The following is a 25,258-nucleotide window of genomic DNA, read 5'->3' on the forward strand; positions in this document are numbered from 1 at the left end:
ATAGACAAACAACTACGGAATTACGAATTAGTATTCTATGGTCAGAGATAACCGCGCAACTGTGCGGAAGGTGTTGCTTATCACGCTGATACTCAATCTATTGGTGATGTCATTAAAAGCCATAGTAGGTTGGTGGACTGGTTCTCTAAGCTTACAGGCTGATGCATTACACAGTGTGACAGATAGTGCCAATAATATTTTAGGGTTAGTTGCCAGTCGCTTTTCTTCTCCACAACCCGATCGCAATCACCCGTACGGACATCTCAAATTTGAAGCCGTAGGCGCGCTAGGAATTGCTGCGTTTTTAGGTATTGCTTGTTTTGAAATTCTTCAAAGTGCAGTTGAGCGAATTCTCAATGGTGGAGAATCTGTGCAGATATCTTCGTCAGAGTTATGGTTACTGTTAATTGTACTCGGAATTAATATCTTTGTTGCCTTCTACGAACGCACTGTCGGTCAACGAGTAGGTAGTCCAATTTTGATTGCTGATGCTAAACATACAATGAGCGATGTTTGGGTAACAATTACGGTAATTGCTGGATTAGTTGGTATATGGCAAGGAAATATTTTAAATTTGCCACAACTGCAATGGTTAGACGTTGCTTTCGCTTTTCCGGTAGCGTTATTAGTATTTAAAAGTGGTTGGTCAGTACTAAAAGAAAACCTACCTTGGCTCGTCGATGAAATGGCGATCGCACCTGAAGCAATTTATGAACTTGTCATGCAAGTTCCTGGTGTCATTAACTGTCACGATATTGCTTCTAGAGGTGTTGTCGGGCGACAAGTATTTATTGAAATGCACTTAATTGTCGATGCCATAGACGTCGAAACTGCCCATAAAATAACTGAACAAGTCGAAGCGAAGCTGATAGAAAAATTTAGCCCTGTACGTATTTCTATTCATATTGAGCCACCAAATTATCAAAGCGATCGCATCGGTTATGAAGCTAAATCATAAGCTTTGAGTTATTAAGTTGCTAGAGTGCGATCGCTGCTTAAGAATTAAGTTGCATGTAGTGCTGGAAAGTTTACCAAACCTAATTGTTGCATTAAAGCCATTATGTCAGCTTGCCCCCAATGTTCTACAACTTTACCATTGATGACGCGATCAATATGAACGACTGAAAATGCCACTTGCTTTCCTGTCGGGGGAATACTCATAATTTCTGCCAAATGAGTTCCACGGAATATTCCACGAGTAACAACCTGATCGCCTTCTGCAATGATATCTTTAAACGTGTGGCGACCATCAGGAAAAGCATCACGCATTCTTAGTGCATACTCAAAGAAAGCATCATTTCCTTTAAGTTCATAACTTCCCATCACGCAGCTAATAATATCTGGAGAAATTAACGCTTTACCTGTTTCGATATCTCCTCGATCAAAAGCTTCGTAGGCTTGCAAAACGATAATTTTATTTTGTTCCAACGACATTGCCGGTTCTTTTTGAAGGGTTCTCTTGCAAATTTACTTTGCAAAGCTCGTGACTCGCATTGACTTGGGTTAAGATTTTTTCTGGTAAATTCTCCGCTTCAATCGACTGAGTGATTCTGGCTCTATACCGAGATATGATGCTAAATAATATTGAGGTATGCGCTGCAATTCGGATTCGGTTTGAATAAGGTTAAGATAGCGCTGTTCGGGTGAGTCTCTAAAAAGAGAAAGCAATTTATCTCGTAGCATAAACGCAAGATTCTCTGCATGAAGTCTCAAAAATTTTTGACCGTCAGGTAATTCTTCAAAAGCGTTAAATACTTGATGATTGACGATCAGAACTTCAGAATCTTCAATCGCCTGACACGAGAAACACGCAGGTTTTTGTTTGCGAAAATTTTCATAATCACCTACAGGTCGGTGTTCAGGGTGAAAAAACAGCGTAAACTCTTTTCCATCTTTTATAAAAAAGGTTCTCAGAAAACCTTTTAGTGTGAAACCAACAAAGTCACAAATATCATTTTCCTGAAACAGAAATTCTCCCTTTTTAATTATTTTTGGTTTTAGAAGCGGATCAATGCGCATAACATCAATTTTGAAGTCAGGCGAAAGCTGCTGAATAAATTCATAAAATGGTTCATACATTGAGCTTATACTACCAACATATCTACAAAGCTTCCACCAATACCTAAAAATATAAGTTTCTAATAAAAGTTCCCGTTCTACCTACCGCTAGTAACCTTTTGGACTCAATGAAGAGACTCCATACAGTCAGTGTCCTACGGGATTGTTAGACATCTGGCACTAACGGTAAACGACGAATACGAATGCGGTTTGGTTCAACCGTAATAGCTGCTCCTCGTTCTAAGTCCTCTTTGCATTCTGCGATTACTATCAACAAAAGATTCATGAGTGCCTGAGCACGTAATCTTTCAATCCGAATACGAATGACTGAAGGAGTGATTGAGAAATCAAGTGCCAGCAGTGTATGAAAATCTGCGTCAAGAGTAGCAACAATACGCCCCTCGTTTCTGGCTCTCTGGATGATGTCTGCATCTTCAGCTTCAGACATCCCGATCTCACTAACATGGATAGTGTTGATGCCTGCGTCACATAACAACGCTGCCGCCGAGAGTGGTAATCCCTGATCAAGCAACAGTTTCATAGTAGTTAGGAAGCTCGATGATGCGATCGTCCAAGTAGGAAGAGGCAAAAATCAGGGCTTGTCGGATGTCTTCATCCTCTAGTTCTGGAAACTCTTGATGTAATTCTTCTCGATCAGGATAAGTTGCTAGTAGCTCAATCACCCGACGAACCGTAAGGCGAAGATTACGAATGCAGGGTTGCCCATTCATCCGTTTTGGATTGCTCGTAATACGATCTAGTCTCATTAGAGGAATTCCAACGTTTCATTATTGTCTTAACCTTCAATGAGGATAAGTTATGTCTACAATACAAGCTTACATATTCATTCTTCACTATCATATTTAGCACAATAGTCTTTGATAGTGGCAAACACGATATCATGACCGCGATCGCGCAAATCTAGACCAAGTGCAATGAATGGATGTAGATCGCCCAGGACTTTATGGTAGTTGAGATAATTCGGCTCATGGTTGATGCTAGGAAAACTCATGATTTCAGTTTAAGCTCGACTTTTGCATCTCACCGACAATTTTCAAGTTGCGATCTTACCCGCAACTCAAGCGACGTAACGTCTCTGTTGAGCAGCTATCAGCGATCTTTGCATCCACACCAAGATCTTCGATAGTCCGCTCCAACAGGCTTGTTATGCTGCGTTCTTGTTACCTCAATGTTCTAGACACAACATCAATTCAATGGCTTTCTGTCGAACGAACGAAACAAGTACATCGATACGAAGTTCGATGCGCTACTTTTCGTCGAGGGCGTATGCCTTCCAAGTCATCAAGAACCCGATTGCGAATAGGATACCTTCGACAATCATGAAGAAGAGCGAACTCGCGTTGCTAGATGCCTGTCGGTAGATGCTAGCAGCGAACATTCGGAGCAGTCCGAGAGCCAGCAAGACGTGACCAACACAGTCCAGTCACGTTGCTATAAGTTATGCCACCGCACAATCGCCAAACCCGCGACGAACATGAGGACTCCAGAGAGGTAGATGACTGGTGGGATCTGTTCGTTGTAGAGGTGTGGTTGAACAAGCGGAAACTCCGAAGCAACCATTACTATCAGGGTTGGACCCAGCAGTCCTCCTATCCGCTTCGAGTTCGTCATGCCACACCTCTCGATACTAATTGGACTAAAAAAACAATAAGCTTTAACTACTGTCCCCACCGAGGACTAAGCGGCATAATTATTTATTAGACGGAAAGTAGACCTCCTGCGCTAATACTTAAAATTGTCATGTTGAGCGTAGCGAAATATCTCCTGAGATGCTTCACTGCACTGCGTTTCGTTCAGAATGACATCGATGATTTTTTGATTCATGCAGGAGGTCTAGTTTCTATGTAATCTTTTTCTAAATAGAGATATGTAAGCATTACACCCCTTTGCTGTCAGAATATACAGAAATTTTCTTTTTTACGCCGCTATTTGGATATGATCCAGATTTTTTCTGCATAATCCTTTTATAAAGGAACATTATGTAGAATTCTTCCATGTCTTCCTTGGTGCTATCAAGAATTTTTCTGTATAACATCTTCATTTTCATTTATAGTATTAAATGAAATTCTTCTGTATAACACCTTAGTTATATATCAACACGGCGACCCACGATGATTGGTTGGTGAAGTATTCCGTCTAAACGTTGGACATCGGTAAAGCCTACTTCTCTAAATAGAAACATTAGCCGCTCTACGGTAATCGCATAATAACGAGATAAGCCAGCAGTAACGCTAGCAGGAATGCCTTGCTTTACCTCACGCACAAAATACATCGCAACGTCGTAAGCATTGTTACTCCAATCACGAGTTTGAAACACAAAATAGCGATCGCTTTTGTCATCACGAAACCCATACGACCACATTTGCGGAGATGATCGATCCTCATCTTCAAGATACTCGCGCAGGCTCACGATCGCCACTCCATCTTGTCGCAAACACTGGTAGAAACCCTGAAGCGCAACGCGAATCTCATCTTCCCCAGGAAGGTGTGGCAAGGAGTTATCGGCACTTAAAACAACATCAAATCCAGAACCATGCGTTTGGGCGCACTGACGCATATCTGCTACTTTGAAGGTCATTTCGAGTCCGCGTGACAATGCTTCTTTATGTGCCCGTGCAACGGCTGCTGCTGATAAATCAGATGCTGTAACGTTGTGTCCTAAAGTGGCGAGTCCTATTGCTTGGGTTCCAATACCACAGGAAACATCAAGAATCGATTGTGAGGCTGCACCCACGAAATTGCTAATTACACCGTTGAGTGCAGTTCCCTGCTTTGCGATCGCTTCATTCCAGTTGGGGTAAACAAGGTGATAAAGACTAGCAATGTCGTCATACATATCAATTTCGCCTACAAGTAGGTTGGGAACCGTACAACAATATTGATTACTCCCACTCAATCGTTCCTGGTGGCTTGGAAGTGATATCGTAAACGACGCGATTCACGCCGCGAACTTCGTTCACAATGCGGTTAGAAATTGTCTCTAGCAAGTCATAAGGAACTCGCGCCCAATCCGCAGTCATCCCATCTTCGCTGGAAACCAAACGTAAAACAATCGGATACGCATAGGTACGCTGATCGCCCATCACGCCAACACTACGAATTGGTAATAAGACTGCGAACGCTTGCCATAATTGATTGTAGATATTATTGCGGTTGATCTCTTGACGGACAATTAAATCAGCATCGCGTAAGATTTCCAAGCGCTCTTCTGTCACTTCGCCTAAAATCCGAATGGCTAAACCTGGACCTGGAAATGGCTGTCGTTGCACAATTTCATCAGGTAAACCAACCGATCGCCCAACTTTGCGCACTTCATCTTTAAATAATTTACGCAGTGGTTCGACAAGCTTAAATCTTAAGTCTTTGGGTAAGCCGCCGACGTTGTGGTGACTCTTAATTTTGACTGCGACACGTTCCCCTGTTTTGGGATCGACATTGGTATCTGCCGATTCAATCACATCAGGATACAAAGTTCCTTGTGCTAGATAATCAAAAGGTCCTAAGCGCTTGGAAGCATCTTCAAAGGCTTTGATAAATTCGTGTCCAATGCGACGGCGTTTTTCTTCGGGATCGGTGACACCGGAAATTGCCGCTAAAAAGCGATCGCGTGCCTTGACATGCTCTACTGGAATATGAAACTGTTCTTGAAATAACTTGACTAACCGCTCTGGCTCTAGCTTACGCATAAAGCCTTGGTCAATAAAGACACACGTCAACTGATCGCCGATTGCTTTGTGAAGTAAAAACGCTAACGTCGAGGAATCCACCCCACCAGAAAGCGCTAGCAATACCCGCTTATCACCAACTTTGGCACGAATTTCGCGAATTGCTTCATCGACGAAAGCTTCCGTTGTCCATGTCGGTTCGCAGTCGCAGATGTGATAAACAAAGTTACGAATCAACGCCATTCCGCCTAGTGAATGCACGACTTCTGGATGAAACTGTACACCATAAAACTTTTTTTCATGGTGGGCGATCGCTGCGCAAGAAGTATTCTCCGTGTGCGCTAAAACCTCAAATCCTTCTGGCAATGCGGTACACGAGTCCCCATGACTCATCCACATGATTGTGCCGTCTTCGACATTTGTCAGTAAGTCTGTTGGATCGTCAATTAAGAGTGATGCTTTACCATACTCACCCCGTTCAGCACGAACGACATTTCCACCGAGTTGATTCACCATCAACTGCATTCCGTAGCAGACACCAAGAATGGGAATACCCAACTCCCAAATTTGGGGATCGCATTGCGGAGCGCCGACGTCGTAAACTGAATTAGGACCACCAGAAAGAATTATTCCTTTGGGGTTAAGTTGCTGTAATTGCTCAGCAGTGGTGCGGTAAGAAATCACCTCTGAATAAACTTGTGTTTCCCGAATGCGACGGGCAATCAGTTCAGAGTATTGAGAGCCGAAGTCCAAGATGATAATCATTTGGCGATCCAGCTGCTTTGAAGTCGTTTGAGGCGGTGTTTGTGTCTGGATAGTCACAGATGGATTCCCGATGAAGAAGGTTTGCAGCGGCGAAGGTTAAAAATTTCTATCTTGGTAGTACGTACTATTAAACACCTACCAGACGATAGATCCCTAAAAAGCTATTATATGGATACTAAAATATATATTTTTCTTAAGTTAACACAAATGTGTTAATAAAGTGCTACCGATTTCACTTTTGACAATAACTTGGCGATCGCGGTCAAACATCACTGAACCAACCTGAAGTTGGCGAGTACTTTGTTTAAAAATGTATTCTTGAGCGCGTCGATCAATGCTGTGAGCGATCGCACTATAAACAATATTTACCCAATCGCTACCTGCTTGTGCATCTACATCTTGTAAATACTTCAGTGCAGCTTCTGCTGTAGAACTTGTAAACAAAGTTTGTAGCACTAGTGTTGGTACACCTGCATTTGCAGCATACGCAGTCAGAATTTCGCGACGTCCATCCGCAAGGTGGTGATGTGTATGAAAAATTCCGCCTGCAAGTTTCATTAACTTCCCGTGATAACCAAATAGTAAAATAGCTGGGACTTGCTGTACTGCTGCTTCCACAAGTAAAGGTCCAAGCCAATTCGCAGTTTTCACTAATCGCTCAGGATCAATTCCCAACTGAGTTGCTAAATCCAAGCCATTTTCACCGATACAAAACACCAAACAATCAAAGTGACGTTTTGCCTGTAATTCCTCGCGAAAGGCTTCTAGTTGTCCAGGAGCGCTCAATGGTTGAGCAATTCCAGTCGTTCCCAGTAAAGAGAGTCCTTCGACAACACCAAACGCAGCATTTGACGTCCGTTCAGCTAATTGTCTTCCTTCGGGAAGAATAATCGTGACAGTGATTTTTTCGCCTGGTTGTAGTAACTGCGCTAAATTTTCTTGGAACAATTGCTGTGCATAGCTATAAATAGCTGCTTCCCCTGTTGCATCCAGCTTGCCAATTCCTTCACCGCCTCGGATAGCGATCGCTTGCCCTTCCTCACGCTGTTCTACCAATGCCCAAATCGGCGTATTCCGAGTTAAATCGAGGTTATCACCAGGATCGCTGCGAGTGATTGCCAACGCACCTTGATGAACACCTGAAACTTGCTCAATCGGAATTTCTACAATTTCTGCAGGATGAATAAGATTAACGTCAACCGAAGTCATGACTTGCTTTTTGTGCAGCCAATGCAAAGCGGCGATCGCCGCTGCACAAGCAAAAACTGGCAAAGTATATCCGGAACGAAAGAGCATTTTTGGTTAAGAAAGACTAAGTAGACTAGAGGCAATTTTAAGATGTGTGTTAACCCCTGAAAGCTTGTTTTTCTCTATTCACTAGCTACTAGCTACTCATCAACACCACTTGCTACAAGTCGGCGAAGCGCGATAGCACAGTGGCTCCTCCTCGCCTTTTCTTCCAAAGATTTGTAATTGTAACTAACGAAAGAGGGAATAACATCTTTATTTTTTGTTTCAATAGATTGAGAAACGTATCTTACTGAGGACTGTTGTTGAGCTATTCTTAACCAGCTTATCCTGCGAAAGAACTACTCTAAATCAGTCCGCGATCGCTGTATAAGCTTGGATGATGCCTAGTGGAAACCATCTCTCCTCCTACCGTAGAAATTAGAGAAGACCATTACTCGTTAGTGGTAGCGCCAGGCGAACTACCGCCTAAAATTTCTCCGCAAGAAATTCGGACGAGTCTCAAAGCGTCAACCCTGGATGGGGTTTTTGCAGCGATTTTCTCTAGTATTACCAGTGGCGTCTTGCTTACCAATTTTTTATTGCAACTGGGAGCAAGTTCTGTAGAGATTGGGATGCTCTCATCAATTCCGATGATAGTCAATTTACTACAACCTTTAGGAGCTTACTTTGCAGACAGAACCACAAGCCGCCATAACTATTGCTTGGGTATTTTTGGTGTATCTCGGCTACTTTGGTTAATTTTGGTGATAGGCATTGGTTGGGTATGTTGGTCAGGAAGCAATCTACATCAACTTGTCAGTTGGACACTAGGTATGATCCTAGTAACGCACATCCTCAACGCCCTAGGTAGTTCTTGTTGGGTAAGTTGGATGGCAGCGTTAGTTCCTCATCGCCTACGCGGACGCTATTTTGGCTTTCGCAATAGCGCAAGTAGCCTCACGACTTTATTAAGTGTACCAATCTTCGGTTTCGCAGTTTCAGCATGGCCCAATAGCAGTATCCAAGGTTACGGAATAGTGCTATTGCTAGGTATCGTTGCTGGGTTAATTAGTTTGGGATGTCAGTTTTTTATGGCAGATGTAAATCCATTACAGCCTAGAGATGCTGCTTCTTATCGAGCTAAGGCAAAAGCTGCAGAAACTCTGAATGTAGTTGATGATAGTTCCCGTTTACAGCCTAGTATTTTTCAAGACGCTAATTTTTTAAAATTTTTAATCTACTTTGGCTTGTGGACATTTGCTGTTAACTTAAGTGCACCGTTTTTTAATTTGTATCTGTTAGATAATTTACATTTAGATTTAAGTTGGGTTACAACTTACACGAGTTTGACGGCTGGAGCAAATCTCGTCATGCTGGTGTTGTGGGGCAAGATGGCGGATCGCGTAGGCAATCGTCCACTGTTACTTCTGGTAGGAATTTTAGCTGCAATTACACCAATATTCTGGCTAGGGGCTAGTGCTGACTCGCTTTCGCGCTGGCTGTGGTTGCCCTTAATTCATATATTCAGCGGGGGAACCTGGGCAGCGATTGATTTGTGTAGCAACAATATTCAGATGGAAGTTGCCCCTGTTGAACACCCTTCTAAATATTTTGCGATCGCAGCAGCAATATCTGGAGTTTGCGGTGCTTTTGGCACAACCACTGGCGGCTTTCTGGCGCAGTTGTCTGTCATTGGTGGCTTACCTGGGTTATTTGCACTTTCAGTTTTAGTCCGCTTAATTGCGCTATTTCCGCTCGTTTTTGTCCGCGAACCTCGCAGTCAATCGGTTCTCAAAATCGTCCGCAATATCTTTCCCTTTAAGCAACATCTGACTCCTGTTCCTGCTATAGAAATTAGCGATCGTTCAGAATAGAAATAATGGTAACTAGCGATTAGCGCTAAGCTAACAGCTAATAACGAACAGCTAACAGCTTATTGGCAACTATGAATGCAGTAGACTACCTCCGGATCAGCTTAATCGATCGCTGTAACTTCCGGTGTCAATACTGTATGCCGGAGGGTGCTGAATTAGATTATGTTTTGCGGCAACAGCTATTAACTGACGAGGAACTACTTAGCTTGATTCAGGAGGTATTTATTCCCGTCGGATTTACGCGGTTTCGGTTAACAGGTGGAGAACCGTTACTGCGTCCTGGTGTAGTAGAAATTGTCCGCGCGATCGCTGCTTTTCCTCAAACTCAAGACCTGGCAATGACAACCAACGGGTTTTTACTTGCAAGCATGGCACAGGCTCTCTACGATGCTGGACTGCGGCGGATTAATATTAGTTTAGATTCCCTCGATCCCGACACTTTCGACCAAATTATTGGCAATCGCGGTCGTTCGCGCTGGCAACAAGTCTGGCAAGGCATTCGAACTGCGTATCAAGTTGGTTTTGATCCTTTAAAGCTGAATGTCGTTGTCATTCCTGGTGTCAACGATCGCGAAGTTCTAGATCTTGCTGCTTTGACTATTGACCGTGAATGGCACGTCCGCTTCATTGAATTTATGCCGATTGGTAATTTCCACCTCTTTGGCGATCGCGGTTGGATTGCTTCCGCAGAACTCCGCCAACAAATTCGCGATGCTTTTGGCTTGACCGAATCACAAGTGCGTGGTAATGGTCCAGCAGACGTTTTTCAAATTCCTGGTGCTAAAGGAACATTAGGATTTATTAGTCAGATGTCAGAATGTTTTTGCGATCGCTGCAACCGCATGCGGCTTTCTGCTGATGGTTGGTTACGTCCGTGCTTGCTCAACGAAGGCAATCAAATCGACCTTAAAACACCCTTACGCACTGGCACAGAAATGGCACAGTTGCGCAAAGAAGTACGCCAACTTTTAGCAATTAAACCAGAAATTAACTTCAAGCAACGTGAATCAGGGACGATTGGCGCTTACAGCCGTACAATGTCTCAAATTGGCGGTTAACTCAATTTTAGATTTTGGATTGACTGCGATTATTGAAAACCTAGCGGTTAAAACCGCAGCTAATCAGACAAAACCTACCTTCGTAGGTTTCTCAGACACTAATTTTTGTTAGTCCACGAAGGTGGACTTTGCTTTTAAGCCGCGACTTTAGTCGCTAGGTTGATAATCCAAAATCCAAAATCCAAAATTTTTATGCTTGACGTGAGTAGTACTCAACGACCAACAATTCATTAACCTGTAGCGCCACCCACTCACGCTCAACCAAGCTGTTAACTTTACCTTCGAGTTTATTTTTGTCAAACTCCAAATGGCTAGGAAGGTTTGCTAGTCCTGGATATTGTAGGTTAGCTTCTACTAACTTACGTGAAGCTTCGCGATCTCTAACTTTAATCTCGTCGCCTGGACGACATTGATAACTTGCAATATCAACAACTCGACCGTTGACTGTAATATGACCGTGATTCACCAGTTGCCGCGCAGCAGGAATCGTAGGAGCCATTCCCATGCGGAAAACAGTGTTATCAAGACGCATTTCTAATAGTTGTAAAAGCACTTGTCCGGTTGAACCAGTCACTCTTCTGGCGCGGCGGACGTAGCGTAGCAACTGTTTTTCTGTTAAACCGTAATTAAAACGAAGCTTCTGCTTCTCTTCTAGACGAACAGCATATTCAGAACGTTTCTTGCGATTCTGTCCGTGCTGCCCTGGTGGATATGAACGACGGGCGCTTTTACGAGTTAATCCTGGTAACTCTCCTAAACGACGTACAACTCTTAATCGTGGTCCTCTGTATCGGGACATGGGTTCCTCTTTACTACCTTGTCAAACTTCTCCCAAATTGACCATTATAAATCTGTAATAATCATATTGGCAAAGTTTGGAGTAAATTCAACTCTATCAAATGCCGCTGCAGACTGTAATATAGCGGAAAATAAAGTTTTATCGCTGTAGAATACTGAATTAAGTAAAGGTGATATGGCAAGAAGAAAGCACATCCAAATCGCTACTACCCCACTCGCGATCGCAGTACTTGCAATGACTAGTGTTCCTAGTGTTGCCGCAACAATTACGACTTCTTACCGCAATAGTTTTCGCGTTTGTACTGCCCGCCTCCTAAGTGTTGGTATTACCGATGTCGCAGCAGCTAATGCTTGTGCCACAGCACTAAATCCTCGGGAGCTATCTAGCTGTGTATTAAGCATTGATCAACGCACAGAAATTGCTGCAGCTGATGCTTTGGCGACGTGTAGACAGGTAAGAAGTCAAGATGAGTTAGCCACCTGTGTTGTCGGCATTAGTCAGACTAGCGAAGAACAACCTGCTAATGTTTTAGACTATTGCGGTCGCAGCTTGTTACCAGTACGCTTTGCTGAGTGTGTTGTTGGTTTACGCAGTGAAATTAATTTTACGCCTGTTCAAGCAATGGATAGTTGTATCGATGCTAGCGATCCTTTAGGAAACCTTTCCCCAACATTCATCCCAGAAAGCCAAACGCCTGCGATTCAAACGTCTCCAGAACCCGTTACCCCAGTACCACCAGCACAACCTTCTCCCCTACCAACTACGCCAGTGACTCCGTGAGTTAGAGCTTCGGTGCAGGGGAGCAGAGGAAGAATACTGTTTTCTATACAACTCAAATCTCATAACTAATCACTCACCCCTCACCCCTCTCCTACAAGCTCTACCCCAGGAATGAACATAAGCGGCGGTGAGACAGTGATAATAAATACCAAAAAGCCTTTGGTTGTGCAATCGTAGGTGGGTTTACACAGAAGACTTGAAGGAGGATACTATTATTACACAACTTTCACCCAGCGTTATTCCTGATAGTTGGCACGAACCAGCAATTACAGAAATATTATCGCGGGTTGTAGATATTGCTGATTTTGCGTTCAGTAATGCTGCTGCGGTAGATTGTCACGGAGCCTTCCCCGCGAAAGAATTTGAACTGATTGCGCAAGCGGGGTTATTAACCGCACCGCTACCTCGCGAATTGGGCGGACTAGGCTTAGGTACACAAGCAGGTGGAACGCTACCATTACTGCTGTTACTTAAACAACTAGGTCGTGGTAATTTATCTGTTGGTCGCGTTTATGAAGGTCACGTTAATGCACTACAACTGATCAACACATTTGGAACTCCAAAACAAATTGAAAGCTTTGCTGTAGCCGCACGCGATCGCCATAAAATCTTTGGTGTTTGGAATGCTGAAGCCGCTGATGGGGTCAAAGTCATTCCTTTAGACAATGGCAATTGTCGGCTGGAAGGTTCTAAAACCTTTGCTTCGGGTTGTGGTTTTGTCGAACGTCCGTTTGTGAATGGAGTACTACCAGATGGTAGTTGGCAAATGTGTATTGTGCCAATGGATGAAGTTCAGACAATTGTCGATCCTTCTTGGTGGCAACCTTCAGGAATGCGGGCATCGGCTAGTTACAAAGTAGATTTTACAGGTGTGGAACTCGATCCACTCTACATCATTGGCAATCCTGGCGATTACTTCCGTCAACCGTGGTTGACAGGAGGTGTGATTCGTTTTGCTGCGGTGCAACTTGGTGGTGCTGAAGCTTTATTTAATTTGACGCGGGAATACCTACACTCACTCAATCGGACTCAAGATCCTTACCAAGAAGAACGCCTAGGACAAATGGCGATCGCCATCGAAAGTGGTCATCTTTGGTTACGCGGTGCAGCAACTTTAGTCGATGAGTACGCGCCTGTATTTGGTGGCTATGCTTCGGATGAGCATCCCCAAGCAAGCACAATTGTTGCCTATGGCAATATGGTACGCACTGCGATTGAGCAAATCTGTATGAATGTCATTCAACTATGCGAACGCTGTGTTGGTACTCGCGGATTACTGCCACCACAACCAATAGAACGCGTCATCCGTGACTTGACTTTGTACCTGCGACAACCTGCGTTTGATGCAGCAATCGCCAATATCGGGCAATATGCGCTATCTAGTGAAACCGCAAGTTCGCTATGGACGCTATGACTTCAATCGTGCCGCAACCATTATTAGCTCATCCAGAACAAATACCACTACGTCCAGCAAAGGCGATCGCTGACTTTGGTTCTACACTCATCGTCGCACCGCACCCTGATGATGAATCGCTCGGTTGTGGTGGTGCGATCGCTTTATTACAGCAGCTTAGTATCTCCGTAGAGGTACTTGTAATGAGTGATGGAACTCAATCGCATCCCAACTCACGTCGCTACCCAGCACCAGCCTTAAGAGACTTACGTGAAAGTGAAACTCGCACAGCACTTTCGATACTTGGTGTTAACGCAGTCACATTTTTCCGCCTCCAAGACGGCGCTGTTCCTCATAGGAATGCCTCAGATTTTGATACGGCTGTGGCTTGCTTACGCGACTATTTATCAAGCCGTAATTTCAAATCGCTCTTTTTACCTTGGCGGTACGATCCACACCCCGATCACCGTGCGACTTGGGAACTACTGACAGCCGCAATTTATACTGCAAATTTATCTGTGCGCCAAATTGAATATTTGATTTGGGATTGGGATCCCTTGCAACGCAAAGATGCAACACTACCTGGAAATGTTGAGCCGTGGCGGTTGGACATTAGTACAGTAATCGATTTAAAACAACAGGCGATCGCAGCATATCGTTCGCAAACAACAGATTTAATTGACGACGACCCTGAAGGTTTTCGTTTGACACCTCAAATGCTGGCACACTTTGCCCATTCTTGGGAACTTTACTTGGAGCAGACGCAATGAATCAACCAAAGCCACACATGAACTCACTGCAACCTCAATACTTTAACGATCTCTACACTGCTGATGAAGATCCGTGGCAATTTGAAACAAGTGAGTACGAAGCGCACAAGTATGCAAATACCTTAGCTGTACTACCTAAACAACGCTATCGCTGTGCACTCGAAATTGGTTGTTCAATTGGTGTCCTCACCTCGCGTTTAGCTGAACGCTGCGATTTCCTCTTATCAATTGATGCATCGGAAATTGCCTTGAATCGAGCGATTAAACGCTGTCAGTACTTATCCCACGTTGAGTTTCAATTGATGCAGGTTCCTCGCGATTATCCACCGCAGACTTTCGATTTGACCTTAGTTTCTGAAGTTGGTTATTACTTATCTTGGGATGATTTAAGAAAAACGCAAAAATTGATCCTAGAGCATCTAGAATCAGGAGGGCATCTGCTTCTCGTCCATTGGACACTATATGCAGAAGATTACCCTTTATGGGGCGATGAAGTTCATGACTCGTTTATGGAACTAACTGATTCGCACTTGCGGCATTTGCGAGGACTGCGGGAAGATCAATATCGGCTTGACTTGTTCGAGCGAATTTAAATGAGTTACTGCTTTACGTAAACTGCTTAAACGCAATCGGAGATCGGCGATCGCCTGAGAAATTTCTTGGTAAGCATCTCGCTCTAATTCAACTGTTTTTTCTTTGGTTCGTTCTAGCAATAAACCAAAAGTAGGTGAATGGGATAGTTCTTCGGTTAACCAAGAAAGGGAAACTTTCCATTCATGCGCACATTGTGCAATTTCATATTTGTTTAATTGTTGATGAATACGCGATCGCATCCATAACATCCGTAACTTACGACGTGCTTGCAACCGTTGCTCGCTGATTGCTGCCGATTCTACAATAAATGGCTGATGCTGGTGTCCCATCACTGCCCATTCACGTAACTGATTTGCTAAGCCATTTTTGGCACGTCCTGTTTGTCGTGCTGAGGTAATCACTTTCACAGCTGGACTATGACGAAACCTCGCATCTACACGTACCAGTGCTTGATAAAAAGCGACATCTTCCGGCGTACGTACTGCAGGCATACCACCTACACGAGCGTACATTTGCGCTGTAACGGCTAAACTTGCACCATAATGCTGATAATGCCGAGGCCAACATTCGCACGGTTCAGGATCGAGATATGTTTCGAGTTCGCTTAGTAAATAGCGATAGCCTACCTCACGCAAGTGACACAATCGCGCATAGGGTTCTAAATAACTGCGTTCTGCACGGTCTGTAATAATCCTCCCGCCGACTGCATCCGCACCATGAGTTATTTCTTGTATAGTTGCAGCAATCCAAGTCGGTGCTACGCGAGTATCGCCATCGGTTGAAGCAATGATACCGCGCTTGCGTCCGATACTCATCAAGCGACGATATGCTTCGTGCATCAATATACGTCGTACTTTACCAATATAAGCTTCGGGCTTGGATAAGGTCATTTCTACTACGTGCAGTGCTAACGATGAATGTTGCTGGGCAAATTTACGAGCGATCGCTGCAGAGTCATCACAGCAGTTATTTGCAAGCAGAATAATCTCGTAACGGCTGTAGTGTAGTGGTTTTCCTTGTAGATCGATTTGATGTGCTAAGGCATTGAGTGTAGCTACTAAGTGTTCAGCTTCATCTCGTACTGGTACAACGACACATATTTCACATTCTGCAGCAGGAGGCGTAGTTACTAAAGGCTCAACTGATGCTCCCTGAAACGCTGAATTTGCGTGGGCTGCTGTTTGCGTTCCAAAACGCTCAATCCCCAGCATATTAATTTATTCCTATACCAAAAGCAATTGCTTCAGTGTATCTATCTCTACTATTTTTTGAATCTACTTTTAAGCTGATTTTGTGATATTGAAAACGCCAACATTAAGTAGTTCCTACTACAACTAATCCACACCTTTTTGCCTTATTGGTTTAAAATTTGGGCGTAAAAAATGTCAGAATAATTGTTTATTAACCGTTTGCATAACAAGATAAATCGTATTTTGCCAAAATACGTATTGCCAGACGTATCAAGCATAAGTGAAGTTTATTTATACTTTATTCCAACCCCATTACCAATGACTAATTCAAAACTCAAAACTCAAAACTCAAAACTCTTTAAGACTTCAATTAAACTGCTTGTACTCGATATCGATGGCACGATCGCCGGAGAATCAAACACAATTCGCCCTGCTGTACGTCAGGCGATCCAAGCAGCAAAAGCCAAGGGCATTGAAGTTGCACTAGCTACAGGTCGAATGTATTGCTCTGCCTTACGCTTTCATCAAGATATTGGCTCGACAATGCCATTACTAGCTTACCAAGGAGCCTGGATTCAAGATCCCCACACGCAAAAAATTCACCGTCATTTATCTGTTGCAAAAGCAACAGCGTACCAGTTGTTAGATTACTTTGAGCAACCCCAACTGCGATCGCAATTATCAGTTCACTTTTATATCAACGATCGCCTCTATGTGCGCGAACTCACATCAGAAACTCAACTCTACTCAGAACGTTCTGGGATTGAACCAATCGCTGTTGGTGACTTGCGTCAAGTTCTTGCAGATGAACCTACAAAGGTGCTTGCACTCAGTGATGATGTTGCCTTAATCGATCGTCTTTTAGGAAGCTTGCGGCAGCGCTATACGCCCGCTGAACTGTACATGACAAAATCCGTTGCGACTTTTTTTGAAGCAACCAATCCCCTAGTAAACAAAGCAGCAGCCGTACGTTACTTAGCAGAAGAATGCTTAGGTATCCAAGCTGCAAATGTCATGACAATTGGTGATAATTTCAATGATGTGGAGATGCTTACATATGCTGGTGTTGGTGTTGCAATGGGTAATGCACCGACAGCAGTTAAAAATATTGCCCACTGGGTAGCGCCGAGTGTTGAAGAAGATGGTGCAGCAGCAGCAATTGAAGAATTTATTTTGCTTAGGTAAGACATTTTATCGGGGTAGTACCCTCAAACACAGAAAGAGTACCGACGACTGGCCGTGTTTCGTCTCGGTACCCTGACTGGTTCGCTCCTCACACACTTGCAATATTATATGAACTCTATCTATTTGTCACTGCTTTGCCCAAAATTTTCTATCTAAAGGTAGAAGTTACCAATGTCATATCAGAAGAGTAGAAAGTTTATGTAATTAGTGTTTACGATTTACAGTCTCTGGCAATATGTTCTGATCCCTACAAATTCTGCCTTATAGTTCGGTTGGTGCGTAAACGCCTAACTTATCGTTTAGGAATACAGCTAGAAGACTTTGAGTTAATGACGTTAAACCCAACCGCGCCCGTGCTAGAAGTAGGTTATTTTGTTTGACTTCACCCCAGATCCGACAGTGAGTATAGAAGTTTTGCCAAGATTGACATAAATTTAGTGTTATTTTTTCCCACTGTGCTTTTGACTCGGTACTGGGATAATATAAGTTATCAAATAGCATTAATAATTGCTTGATTAAAGCTTGCTCAGTTGGGTGACAACAAAGAAGGCGTTGTTGAGAATCAAGAAAAGAAATTAGCGTCTGTTCTGAAACAACAGGAAAGATATTTTCGGCAGACTCTACTCGCGATCGTAGTGTAATTAATCCTTCTTGTGCAGCTAGCTGTAGAACTGAGCAACAACGAGCATGGGTATACTGAAGAGTAAATGACAGCGAAGCACCACTGCCTTTTTGCGAGCAATATTTTTCTATTCTTGGAGGGTTAATAGTGAAGTACTGTAGCCAACTGCCAACAGTGAGATCTGTTAGTTCTAAATAAATTAAACCTGGTGGTGCTACATGAGTTACGATCGAGGTTGAGCTAACAGCATTTTCTGTAGTGTCAATCAAGTGCATCATCATCGTCGCAATTTGCATTGCCGGAAGCTTTTGTACTGTACTTAACTGCAAAGCGATCGCCCAGATATACGTAATTTGATTGTTTTTTAAGTTCCAGGAAAGATTAATTTTTGGTTTTGCGTACAACTTTTGATTCAGCAAGTATAAATCGAGAGCTATTTGCAGTTGCTGCAATAATACGTGTTTAATTGTGCAGTATTTAGGAGATAACAATTGATTCCACGCGTAAATTTTAGTTCAAAATTCAACCACAATCATTTTATGATTTCAAACACATTTTTTCTCGTCGCTAGTGCAGATATTCAGCTTTGTTCAACCATCACTTCTATCTAAATCAGTTTCATTCGATACTAAAATTTTACTGATATTGTCATGTGATAAAAAAGACCTAAAAATGTGACGAAGATCACTGACAAAATAACAATCGAGGGTGGATAGTCCTGGCAATGTGTATCACTGTATGTGCTGACATTTCTTGTGTTGACATTGTTTCAATTTTGCCAAACTTTATGTTGTTTTAATATTGAACTACGCGATCGCCAAAAGAAAAAACTGCAAAACTTAGTAAATATTAAGTAACATCTAATACTAGGATTGTTTTGTAAGACCTATAAAACAAATGTAGAGTTAAGCTAACTAGTAGCCGATAATTACACTGGTCTGTTAGGTGCTCTTGAGAGCGTTAACATATCAGTAACGGCTGCATCTTGTTGTAACGTTTTCGGCTAAAAGCCAAATGCTTCGACTTATGCATTCTCCATCTATGCAGTCCCCAACATTTCCAGAAACACCAAGACCGTTTTTAACTTGGCAACGAATTCTCGACTGGGCGCAAGAACACTACCGAGTTCGCTCTTTTAATAAAGATGAGCGAATTCCTGCAAGACCAGGGCTACTGTACTTAGTACAACGTGGTGCGATTAGACTTGTGGGTACTGCCCAGGTTAGTGCCACCGCCAGTCAGCTTACCTCTCGCAGAGTTAACCGCACCCCTGAAGAAGCTTTCTTAGGCTTTGTTGGTGCTGGACAGCCCTTTGAAATTGTTGCTCAATCGCCGTTTACACTCCAAGCATACGCTCATGTCGATCAAACTTCTGTAGTTTGGATGTATTGGCACGATTTAGATAATTGGCCACATTTCCGGCGTGAAGTTCTCGATGCCTTTCGTTACCAACATCAACGAAAATTATTGTGGCTGAGTGCTTTGGGGCAAAGGCGAACAATTGATCGCCTGCTCGGATTTCTTACACTGTTAGTTGAAGAGTATGGTGAACCTTCCTTCAGTCCAGAAGATCCCGAATTACTTCGTGGTTATTGCTTACCATTTCCGCTTACCCATGCTCAAATTGGCAGTGCAATTGGTTCTACACGAGTCACTGTGACTCGCCTGATGGGTAAACTACGTCAGCGAGGTTTGTTAATTACTCAGGGAGATAACTTGATTTGTTTACCAGCAGATTCAGTCAATATCGCCAAGAGGTAACATGCCTATATGCATAAACATCGTACATAGCCTCTATGTCAGCGAATTCTGACAAAACCAGTTTGCTCGATGAGTTCTTGTCCTTGCGTTGTTAAAAGAAAATTAGCATAAGCATCTCCGGCTTGCTCGTCACTTTGACCGTTTTGCTTGATGACAACAAACAAGTTACGCGTGATTGGATATTGACCAGTTTGAAAAGCTTCAAGATTGAGGCTATTACGCGACTTTGGGCATTGAGATAAAGGAACAAAGGGTTCTTGGTAGGGTGGAATAAATTCACCTGACCCACGCCCTAAAGGTAGAGATTTAATAGTACACTGCGGAACAACTTCTGGTGCAGAGGCATAATAAATACCACCAGGAGTCACCGCTAATCTGCGCAACGCTTGAGTCGTGTCAGGAACAAATTCTACATTTGAGCCGAATGATTGATTTGCCAAAATATCTTGGACAAAAAACTCAACAGTGCCACCGTCGCTGATCTGCCGAGAAAAAGGTAGTATAGGTAAATTAGGACCGCCTACTTGATTCCAATTGGCAATCTTGCCAGTGTAGATTGAGCGAACTTGGTCGATTGTGAGTCCTGGAATATCCAAATTAGGGTTAACAGCGATCGCTAATCCATCAATTGCCACTGGAATTTGTTGCAAACCAAATCCGCGTTGTTGGGCACGTGCAATTTCTTGATCGAGCAGTGGTCTAGAAGACTGTGAGAAGGCAATTGTACCGTCAATAAGCATCCGAATGCCACTTGCTGAACCTGGTGTATCGCTTGTCGGGTTAACATAACGCAAGCGGAACTCTGGTCGTGCTGCTTGAATTGCAGAGTCAACGGCTAAGCGAATCGGTGCCCAAGTTGTACTACCACCATAGTTAAACAATCCGTTGGGAACATTTTGTACTGAGGCAAAATTTGTCCTGTCAGATCCAATAGGCGGCGAATTATCATCTTCTGATGGTGTTGTGATTCTACTGAAGTCAATATCAATACCTGATCGATTGGCAAACCACCACAAACTACCACCTATTACTGCAAGTGTAATGAAGAGAGCCGACACTAAAACAGCGGTTTCATTTTTTTGAGACATAAGATTTGATCAGGCGATCCTGAGAATTAAACTTAATTCAAAATTTAAGCTCTAAAATTCAAAATGGCATCAGCAATACGCCCAAAGCTTAGCGAATGAATTCGTTGCTACATAGACAAAGTCCATCAATTTAGAGTGATGAGTGATGAGTGTTGAGTTATGAGTTAAGAAAATTCAAAATGATTGCCTCCGGCACCTTTCTTCGCTTTCCAAAACTTAAAACTCAAAACTATGCTTGAGTAGCCCCGAAGGGAGTCGGAGGGCATCTTAAATTAAAAAATTAAAGAAAGCAGTTTGTATATTAAACGAAATATTGCTGCAAAAGCGATCGCTGCTGCGCCTGTGACTAAGGCAACAAGCAATATATTTGGAACTGTCTGTCCACCTTGCAATGCTGGAATAAACAAAATGATGGCCAGCGTAATACCGATCAAAATTAATAAATCTTTCATATCAGCCCAGCGTCGCGTCTGGGCAAAAATAAGTATCCCTAAAATGAATGTAGTTACAGCTAATGTGATGGGTAGCGAATTGAGTAAGTTGTAGATAGCAATTCCAAATAAACCCCCCTCAAATCCACTTAATCCTGCACCTGAGAGCAACTCCAATGTCGAAAATGCGCTTTGGCGTGATGGTGATTGATTTGACTGAGGTACTGCCTTAGCGGTACTAGGAGGCGGAGATACAGGTGGTGCCGTCGCTGAGGCGATCGCAGCTAATACGTCTTGGGCAGACTGAAAGCGTTGATTAGGTGTTACTAACAGCATTCGATCGAGAATGTCAGCGATCGCTGATGGAACACTAACGTGCGATCGCCAATTCCAGCAATTGTTGTAAGCATCAAACAATTCAGCAGGTTCTTTGCCTGTGAGTAAGATGACAGCAGTCACTGCTAAGGCATACAAATCAGTTGATGGGTAAACATTCCCGCCAGACATTTGTTCGGGTGGTGCGTATCCCTGTGAATAAATTCCTGTCGAACCTTTGACGGCAACTGCACTGGTAACTTGTTTAACTGCACCAAAATCGAGCAAATAAAGCCGCCCATTGCGATGGCGCATAATATTGGAAGGTTTGATATCGCGATGAATTGAACCGTGTTCGTGAACAAATTGCAGCACAGGGAGAATTCCCCGCAGTAATTCCACCACATCACTAGCAGAAAACTTGCCTTTTTCTTGTAATTCCTCCTCTAAATTTTTGCCATCAATGTATTCCTGTACTAAATAAAAAAACTTGTCTTGCGAGTTGGCTTGTAAACTCGGAACTGTTAATTCAAAAAACGCATACAAATTGGGAATTTGGTCGTGTTGGTTGCCTAATTCCTCCAAAACTTCGGCTTCCCGTTCAAACAATTGATGGGCAACTTGTAGCTGAGTTTGAGTTAAGTTGCCAGAAGGCTGAAATTGCTTAACAACACAGCGGCGCATTCCTGGAGTATAGCGATCGCGGGCTAAGAATGCTGCGCCAAAACCGCCTTTGCCGAGTAGTTTTAAAGGTAGATAGCGTCCGACTAAGATCAACGGCATCCCGCAAGCAGTGCAGTATTTTTGTTGAATCGTTTTGAGGGTAGCGCTATCGTCTAAATCCGCAAAAAAATTTTGGGGACGAGGACAACCAGAACGGGTGCAGAAGACTTCCATGAATCCAAGTTGGGGCTAAAGATTGTTTTAACGCCAAATCCCCATCATGCAACTATCCTCCAGCTGAGCTTGGCGTGACTTCTTCTTCATCAAAATCAGGTACGATTGGTCGTTGCGATTTCAACACATCCTTATTCCAGCCTGGTTTAGCAAATTGCGGTAAGATTTCGTTAATGAATGCTTCTGCGGCTTTGGAGCGGTAACGGTTCGGGTTAACAATGACCGACAATGTCCGCTTGACTACAACGCCTTCAATATTGGCACAGTGCAACCCTCCCATTTGCAATTCTTTAGCGATCGCGGTGATCGATACAAAGGCAGCACCCAGCCCTGATTGCACGGCATTTTTGATCGCTTCAATTGAATTGAGTTCCATTTCAATTTTGAGACGACGCGTATCAATATCACAGCGCGTTAGTACTTGGTCTATTACCTTACGAATTGTTGATTGTGAGTCAAGGGCAATAAATTGTAGCTTGTAAAGATCGTCTTTGTAGATTGTGTCTAGCTTCGCAAAGGGATGAGACATCGGTAAAATCAATGCTAGCTCATCTTCCGCATAAGGAATAATTTCTAGCGAGTCTTGCAATTCACTTGGTACTTCGCCGCCAATAATAGCAAGATCGACTTGCCCGTTAGCTACACTCCAAGCTGTACGCCTTGTGGAATGAACGTGCAACTGAACTGCTACATCAGGATACTGTTTTCGGAACAAACCAATCATCCGTGGCAAAAGGTAAGTTCCTGTCGTTTGCGAGGCACCAACAATCAACGTACCACCTTGGAGGTTTTGGAGGTCTTCAATAGCGCGACAGGTTTCCTGGCAAAGCGTGAGAATTTTCTCACCATAGCTAAGGAGGAGATAACCTGCTTCTGTTAGTTGTGCTCGGCGTCCTCCTCTGTCGAACAAAGGAACATCCAGCTGTCGCTCTAAGTTTTGTACTTGGAGACTCACAGCAGGCTGCGAGACGTAGAGACTATCAGCGGCACGCTTGAAGCTCCCTTCGGCAGCGATCGCTTTGAGAATGCGTAACTGATCTAAAGTAAACGGAAGGTCAGACATACTGCTAAACCCACGAAGATGAAAGGAGACTTCAGGCAACCAATCTAGAGCGGTCATACCTAGATGGTTCATAGCCTGCTTGTTAAGGGGACTTAATCTAGAATTTGACACTATCACAACTCATTCTGATTAAGTCGATCCTGTTGAATACTTTGTGCTATTGGTTGTACTGCACGCTAGTTTTCTTCTCACAACTTTATTTACATGATTTTCGCTTGGTTGACGCCCAGTCATTTCATTATGCTGAGTCTTTTAGTCGGATTTGCGATCGCCCACAGTGGTTTAGCTGCATTACGACCTTGGGCAGAAAAACGCATTGGTGCGCGACTTTATCGCGTTGTCTTTGCTTTGGTAAGTTTGCCATTGGCAGTTATCTTAATCATTTACTTTATCAATCACAGGTACGATGGTTGGCAATTGTGGCAAGTTCAAGGGGTTTTGGGGATAAAATCAGTCGTTTGGGTGTTGTCAGCTATTTCTTTTTTATTCCTTTATCCAGCTACGTTCAATCTACTAGAAATTGCCGCCATTCAGAAACCCCAAGTTCATCTTTATGAAAGTGGCATTATTCGGATTACGCGTCATCCGCAAATGGTAGGTCAAATTATTTGGTGCATTGCCCATACCTTGTGGTTGGGAACAACATTTACACTCGTGACTTCTGTAGGACTTGTCTTGCATCATTTATTTGGAGTCTGGCATGGCGATCGCCGCTTAACAAATCGTTACGGAAAAGCTTTTACTAGCGTTAAAGATCGGACATCCATAATTCCTTTTCTGGCAATTGTCCAAGGCAAACAAACGCTTAAACTTCAAGAATTTTTCCGACCTGCCTACCTAGGTGTTGCCGTTTTTGTCCTCTTACTGTGGTTGTCTCATCCACTTTTAATTCAAGCAACTGGTCAAGTCAATTGGTAAGGTAAGCTTTCTTAATGAGGAATCTTGCTTACTAATAGCGATCGCTAAACACGCGTATTTTAGAATGTTATTTGCTTGAGTGCGAATTTGTCAAAACCCTTGCAACAATTGATCCCACTATTCTACCTATAAAATGTAAATTGAAAATTTTAGCTTACCAATTGATCCCAAATTGATGTAGCATGGTTCAAATCGGCTACTAAAAATTAGCAGTTAGTCAGTTGTCAAAGACAACTATTGTCAAATTTTTAATACATCCTTTTTCGACTGCTAAGGTCAGGTAGCTAATTTAATAATAAAATTCGATAAATTTACTTAGAGGAATTATGGTGTTGTCGGTTAATGAGCAGACATTTACTCAAGAAGTTTTAGCATCTCCTATTCCTGTTCTTGTGCATTTTTGGGCACCTTGGTGTGGTCTGTGCCGCAACATCGAACCTTTACTATCACAATTTCAATCTCAGTGTGGTCATCGAATTAAAGTTGTTGGCATCAACGCTGACGAAAACTTCAAACTTGCTAACTCCTTTCGTCTCACCACACTACCAACATTAATCCTGCTCGAAGATGGTCATCCTCAGCGACGATGGGACACTTTACGCGGGCGGGAAGAACTGCGTGCAGAACTAGAGAAAATTCAACTTTTCTACGAAAATAAACTTTGTTCTCTTGCAGGCGTAAGCTCATCTTTTACTTCTGAGTGGGAGTGTCGTTTAGCTTAAGCAAAAAGATCTGGGGGAGACTAGGAGTTACTCGGAATCAGTGTTAAGCATAAAACAGT

Annotated in this window: 26 protein-coding genes; 11 read left to right on the forward strand and 15 right to left on the reverse strand. The window is 43.1% G+C overall.

Annotated features, from left to right (window positions below):
• Positions 1-37 precede the first annotated feature (37 nt).
• Positions 38-958 carry a cation diffusion facilitator family transporter gene (locus IQ230_RS03625; RefSeq protein WP_193930719.1) on the forward strand — a complete coding sequence of 307 codons (921 nt, stop codon included), beginning with the start codon at positions 38-40 and terminating at the stop codon, positions 956-958.
• Positions 959-1,002: 44 nt separating this feature from the next.
• Here the strand turns inward: IQ230_RS03625 and IQ230_RS03630 are convergent, their stop codons facing one another.
• The 9 genes from IQ230_RS03630 to cbiD form a co-directional block, all read right to left on the reverse strand.
• Positions 1,003-1,434, reverse strand: coding sequence for an ester cyclase (locus tag IQ230_RS03630; RefSeq protein ID WP_193930720.1), 432 nt, complete (start codon positions 1,432-1,434; stop codon positions 1,003-1,005).
• A 69-nt stretch (positions 1,435-1,503) separates the two neighbouring features.
• A complete protein-coding gene (locus IQ230_RS03635) occupies positions 1,504-2,079 on the reverse strand; it encodes a Crp/Fnr family transcriptional regulator (RefSeq protein WP_193930721.1) in 576 nt (191 codons plus the stop codon).
• 145 nt (positions 2,080-2,224) lie between these two features.
• Entirely contained in the window at positions 2,225-2,599 is a 375-nt protein-coding gene (locus IQ230_RS03640) for a DUF5615 family PIN-like protein (protein ID WP_193930722.1), read from the reverse strand.
• Complete coding sequence (locus IQ230_RS03645) at positions 2,583-2,825, reverse strand: DUF433 domain-containing protein (protein ID WP_193930723.1); 243 nt, start codon at positions 2,823-2,825, stop codon at positions 2,583-2,585. The genes IQ230_RS03640 and IQ230_RS03645 overlap by 17 nt, the downstream gene beginning before the upstream one ends.
• Positions 2,826-2,902: 77 nt before the next feature.
• Positions 2,903-3,070 (reverse strand): hypothetical protein, encoded by a 168-nt coding sequence (locus tag IQ230_RS03650; RefSeq protein WP_193930724.1) that lies wholly within the window; start codon positions 3,068-3,070, stop codon positions 2,903-2,905.
• A gap of 440 nt (positions 3,071-3,510) precedes the next feature.
• The gene (locus IQ230_RS03655; RefSeq protein WP_193930725.1) at positions 3,511-3,690 is read right to left on the reverse strand and encodes a hypothetical protein; all 180 of its coding nucleotides are present in this window, start codon (positions 3,688-3,690) and stop codon (positions 3,511-3,513) included.
• A 475-nt stretch (positions 3,691-4,165) separates the two neighbouring features.
• Positions 4,166-4,915 (reverse strand): class I SAM-dependent methyltransferase, encoded by a 750-nt coding sequence (locus IQ230_RS03660; protein WP_193930726.1) that lies wholly within the window; start codon positions 4,913-4,915, stop codon positions 4,166-4,168.
• A 46-nt stretch (positions 4,916-4,961) separates the two neighbouring features.
• The gene (guaA, locus tag IQ230_RS03665) at positions 4,962-6,509 is read right to left on the reverse strand and encodes a glutamine-hydrolyzing GMP synthase (RefSeq protein WP_228054562.1); all 1,548 of its coding nucleotides are present in this window, start codon (positions 6,507-6,509) and stop codon (positions 4,962-4,964) included.
• 198 nt (positions 6,510-6,707) lie between these two features.
• Positions 6,708-7,805, reverse strand: coding sequence for a cobalt-precorrin-5B (C(1))-methyltransferase CbiD (cbiD, locus tag IQ230_RS03670; RefSeq protein WP_193930728.1), 1,098 nt, complete (start codon positions 7,803-7,805; stop codon positions 6,708-6,710).
• Positions 7,806-8,146: 341 nt separating this feature from the next.
• Here cbiD and IQ230_RS03675 point away from each other — a divergent pair, with 341 nt between their 5' ends.
• Entirely contained in the window at positions 8,147-9,613 is a 1,467-nt protein-coding gene (locus IQ230_RS03675) for an MFS transporter (RefSeq protein ID WP_193930729.1), read from the forward strand.
• Between the two features lie 71 nt (positions 9,614-9,684).
• Complete coding sequence (gene moaA, locus IQ230_RS03680) at positions 9,685-10,671, forward strand: GTP 3',8-cyclase MoaA (RefSeq protein ID WP_193930730.1); 987 nt, start codon at positions 9,685-9,687, stop codon at positions 10,669-10,671.
• Positions 10,672-10,861: 190 nt separating this feature from the next.
• On the opposite strand, the gene rpsD is transcribed toward moaA, so the two are convergent.
• On the reverse strand, positions 10,862-11,470 hold the full coding sequence (gene rpsD / locus IQ230_RS03685; RefSeq protein WP_193930731.1) for a 30S ribosomal protein S4: 609 nt from the start codon (positions 11,468-11,470) through the stop codon (positions 10,862-10,864).
• 174 nt (positions 11,471-11,644) lie between these two features.
• Between rpsD and IQ230_RS03690 the strand changes: the two genes are divergently transcribed.
• The 4 genes from IQ230_RS03690 (at position 11,645) to IQ230_RS03705 (ending at position 15,006) form a co-directional block, all read left to right on the forward strand.
• On the forward strand, positions 11,645-12,250 hold the full coding sequence (locus tag IQ230_RS03690; RefSeq protein ID WP_193930732.1) for a hypothetical protein: 606 nt from the start codon (positions 11,645-11,647) through the stop codon (positions 12,248-12,250).
• Between the two features lie 196 nt (positions 12,251-12,446).
• Positions 12,447-13,664, forward strand: a complete 1,218-nt coding sequence (locus IQ230_RS03695) for an acyl-CoA dehydrogenase family protein (RefSeq protein WP_193930733.1) — start codon at positions 12,447-12,449, stop codon at positions 13,662-13,664.
• Positions 13,652-14,413 (forward strand): PIG-L deacetylase family protein, encoded by a 762-nt coding sequence (locus tag IQ230_RS03700; protein WP_228054553.1) that lies wholly within the window; start codon positions 13,652-13,654, stop codon positions 14,411-14,413. Before IQ230_RS03695 ends, IQ230_RS03700 begins: the two co-directional genes overlap by 13 nt.
• Positions 14,410-15,006, forward strand: a complete 597-nt coding sequence (locus tag IQ230_RS03705) for a class I SAM-dependent DNA methyltransferase (RefSeq protein ID WP_193930735.1) — start codon at positions 14,410-14,412, stop codon at positions 15,004-15,006. Before IQ230_RS03700 ends, IQ230_RS03705 begins: the two co-directional genes overlap by 4 nt.
• Here IQ230_RS03705 and IQ230_RS03710 read toward each other — a convergent pair.
• Positions 14,929-16,218 (reverse strand): glycosyltransferase, encoded by a 1,290-nt coding sequence (locus IQ230_RS03710; RefSeq protein WP_193930736.1) that lies wholly within the window; start codon positions 16,216-16,218, stop codon positions 14,929-14,931. The genes IQ230_RS03705 and IQ230_RS03710 overlap by 78 nt on opposite strands.
• 297 nt (positions 16,219-16,515) lie before the next feature.
• Between IQ230_RS03710 and IQ230_RS03715 the strand changes: the two genes are divergently transcribed.
• Complete coding sequence (locus tag IQ230_RS03715; RefSeq protein ID WP_193930737.1) at positions 16,516-17,382, forward strand: Cof-type HAD-IIB family hydrolase; 867 nt, start codon at positions 16,516-16,518, stop codon at positions 17,380-17,382.
• A 261-nt stretch (positions 17,383-17,643) separates the two neighbouring features.
• On the opposite strand, the gene IQ230_RS03720 is transcribed toward IQ230_RS03715, so the two are convergent.
• Positions 17,644-18,495, reverse strand: a complete 852-nt coding sequence (locus tag IQ230_RS03720) for a DALR anticodon-binding domain-containing protein (RefSeq protein WP_193930738.1) — start codon at positions 18,493-18,495, stop codon at positions 17,644-17,646.
• Between the two features lie 550 nt (positions 18,496-19,045).
• Here IQ230_RS03720 and IQ230_RS03725 point away from each other — a divergent pair.
• On the forward strand, positions 19,046-19,765 hold the full coding sequence (locus tag IQ230_RS03725) for a Crp/Fnr family transcriptional regulator (RefSeq protein ID WP_099701090.1): 720 nt from the start codon (positions 19,046-19,048) through the stop codon (positions 19,763-19,765).
• Between the two features lie 38 nt (positions 19,766-19,803).
• On the opposite strand, the gene IQ230_RS03730 is transcribed toward IQ230_RS03725, so the two are convergent.
• The 3 genes from IQ230_RS03730 to IQ230_RS03740 form a co-directional block, all read right to left on the reverse strand.
• The gene (locus IQ230_RS03730; RefSeq protein ID WP_193930739.1) at positions 19,804-20,853 is read right to left on the reverse strand and encodes a PstS family phosphate ABC transporter substrate-binding protein; all 1,050 of its coding nucleotides are present in this window, start codon (positions 20,851-20,853) and stop codon (positions 19,804-19,806) included.
• Between the two features lie 272 nt (positions 20,854-21,125).
• Positions 21,126-22,496, reverse strand: coding sequence for a serine/threonine-protein kinase (locus IQ230_RS03735; RefSeq protein WP_193930740.1), 1,371 nt, complete (start codon positions 22,494-22,496; stop codon positions 21,126-21,128).
• Between the two features lie 52 nt (positions 22,497-22,548).
• On the reverse strand, positions 22,549-23,559 hold the full coding sequence (locus tag IQ230_RS03740) for a LysR family transcriptional regulator (RefSeq protein WP_193930741.1): 1,011 nt from the start codon (positions 23,557-23,559) through the stop codon (positions 22,549-22,551).
• Between the two features lie 204 nt (positions 23,560-23,763).
• On the opposite strand from IQ230_RS03740, the gene IQ230_RS03745 reads away from it, so the two are divergent.
• The gene (locus IQ230_RS03745; protein ID WP_193930742.1) at positions 23,764-24,477 is read left to right on the forward strand and encodes an NnrU family protein; all 714 of its coding nucleotides are present in this window, start codon (positions 23,764-23,766) and stop codon (positions 24,475-24,477) included.
• 326 nt (positions 24,478-24,803) lie between these two features.
• Positions 24,804-25,199 carry a thioredoxin family protein gene (locus tag IQ230_RS03750; protein WP_193930743.1) on the forward strand — a complete coding sequence of 132 codons (396 nt, stop codon included), beginning with the start codon at positions 24,804-24,806 and terminating at the stop codon, positions 25,197-25,199.
• Positions 25,200-25,258 lie beyond the last annotated feature (59 nt).

The organism is Gloeocapsopsis crepidinum LEGE 06123 (genome assembly GCF_015207655.1).
Lineage (GTDB): Bacteria > Cyanobacteriota > Cyanobacteriia > Cyanobacteriales > Chroococcidiopsidaceae > Gloeocapsopsis > Gloeocapsopsis crepidinum.

Coding starts and splice junctions, on each gene's coding strand:
- IQ230_RS03630 (WP_193930720.1), bottom strand. CDS start 1,434: ATGTCGTTGGAACAAAATAAAATTATCGTTTTGCAAGCCTACGAAGCT.
- IQ230_RS03690 (WP_193930732.1), top strand. CDS start 11,645: ATGGCAAGAAGAAAGCACATCCAAATCGCTACTACCCCACTCGCGATC.
- IQ230_RS03710 (WP_193930736.1), bottom strand. CDS start 16,218: ATGCTGGGGATTGAGCGTTTTGGAACGCAAACAGCAGCCCACGCAAAT.
- cbiD (WP_193930728.1), bottom strand. CDS start 7,805: ATGCTCTTTCGTTCCGGATATACTTTGCCAGTTTTTGCTTGTGCAGCG.
- IQ230_RS03645 (WP_193930723.1), bottom strand. CDS start 2,825: ATGAGACTAGATCGTATTACGAGCAATCCAAAACGGATGAATGGGCAA.
- IQ230_RS03700 (WP_228054553.1), top strand. CDS start 13,652: ATGGACGCTATGACTTCAATCGTGCCGCAACCATTATTAGCTCATCCA.
- IQ230_RS03740 (WP_193930741.1), bottom strand. CDS start 23,559: ATGTCTGACCTTCCGTTTACTTTAGATCAGTTACGCATTCTCAAAGCG.
- IQ230_RS03625 (WP_193930719.1), top strand. CDS start 38: ATGGTCAGAGATAACCGCGCAACTGTGCGGAAGGTGTTGCTTATCACG.
- guaA (WP_228054562.1), bottom strand. CDS start 6,509: ATGATTATCATCTTGGACTTCGGCTCTCAATACTCTGAACTGATTGCC.
- IQ230_RS03730 (WP_193930739.1), bottom strand. CDS start 20,853: ATGTCTCAAAAAAATGAAACCGCTGTTTTAGTGTCGGCTCTCTTCATT.
- IQ230_RS03660 (WP_193930726.1), bottom strand. CDS start 4,915: ATGTATGACGACATTGCTAGTCTTTATCACCTTGTTTACCCCAACTGG.
- IQ230_RS03705 (WP_193930735.1), top strand. CDS start 14,410: ATGAATCAACCAAAGCCACACATGAACTCACTGCAACCTCAATACTTT.
- IQ230_RS03745 (WP_193930742.1), top strand. CDS start 23,764: ATGATTTTCGCTTGGTTGACGCCCAGTCATTTCATTATGCTGAGTCTT.
- IQ230_RS03715 (WP_193930737.1), top strand. CDS start 16,516: ATGACTAATTCAAAACTCAAAACTCAAAACTCAAAACTCTTTAAGACT.
- IQ230_RS03635 (WP_193930721.1), bottom strand. CDS start 2,079: ATGTATGAACCATTTTATGAATTTATTCAGCAGCTTTCGCCTGACTTC.
- IQ230_RS03735 (WP_193930740.1), bottom strand. CDS start 22,496: ATGGAAGTCTTCTGCACCCGTTCTGGTTGTCCTCGTCCCCAAAATTTT.
- IQ230_RS03655 (WP_193930725.1), bottom strand. CDS start 3,690: ATGACGAACTCGAAGCGGATAGGAGGACTGCTGGGTCCAACCCTGATA.
- IQ230_RS03725 (WP_099701090.1), top strand. CDS start 19,046: ATGCAGTCCCCAACATTTCCAGAAACACCAAGACCGTTTTTAACTTGG.
- moaA (WP_193930730.1), top strand. CDS start 9,685: ATGAATGCAGTAGACTACCTCCGGATCAGCTTAATCGATCGCTGTAAC.
- IQ230_RS03640 (WP_193930722.1), bottom strand. CDS start 2,599: ATGAAACTGTTGCTTGATCAGGGATTACCACTCTCGGCGGCAGCGTTG.
- IQ230_RS03750 (WP_193930743.1), top strand. CDS start 24,804: ATGGTGTTGTCGGTTAATGAGCAGACATTTACTCAAGAAGTTTTAGCA.
- IQ230_RS03650 (WP_193930724.1), bottom strand. CDS start 3,070: ATGAGTTTTCCTAGCATCAACCATGAGCCGAATTATCTCAACTACCAT.
- rpsD (WP_193930731.1), bottom strand. CDS start 11,470: ATGTCCCGATACAGAGGACCACGATTAAGAGTTGTACGTCGTTTAGGA.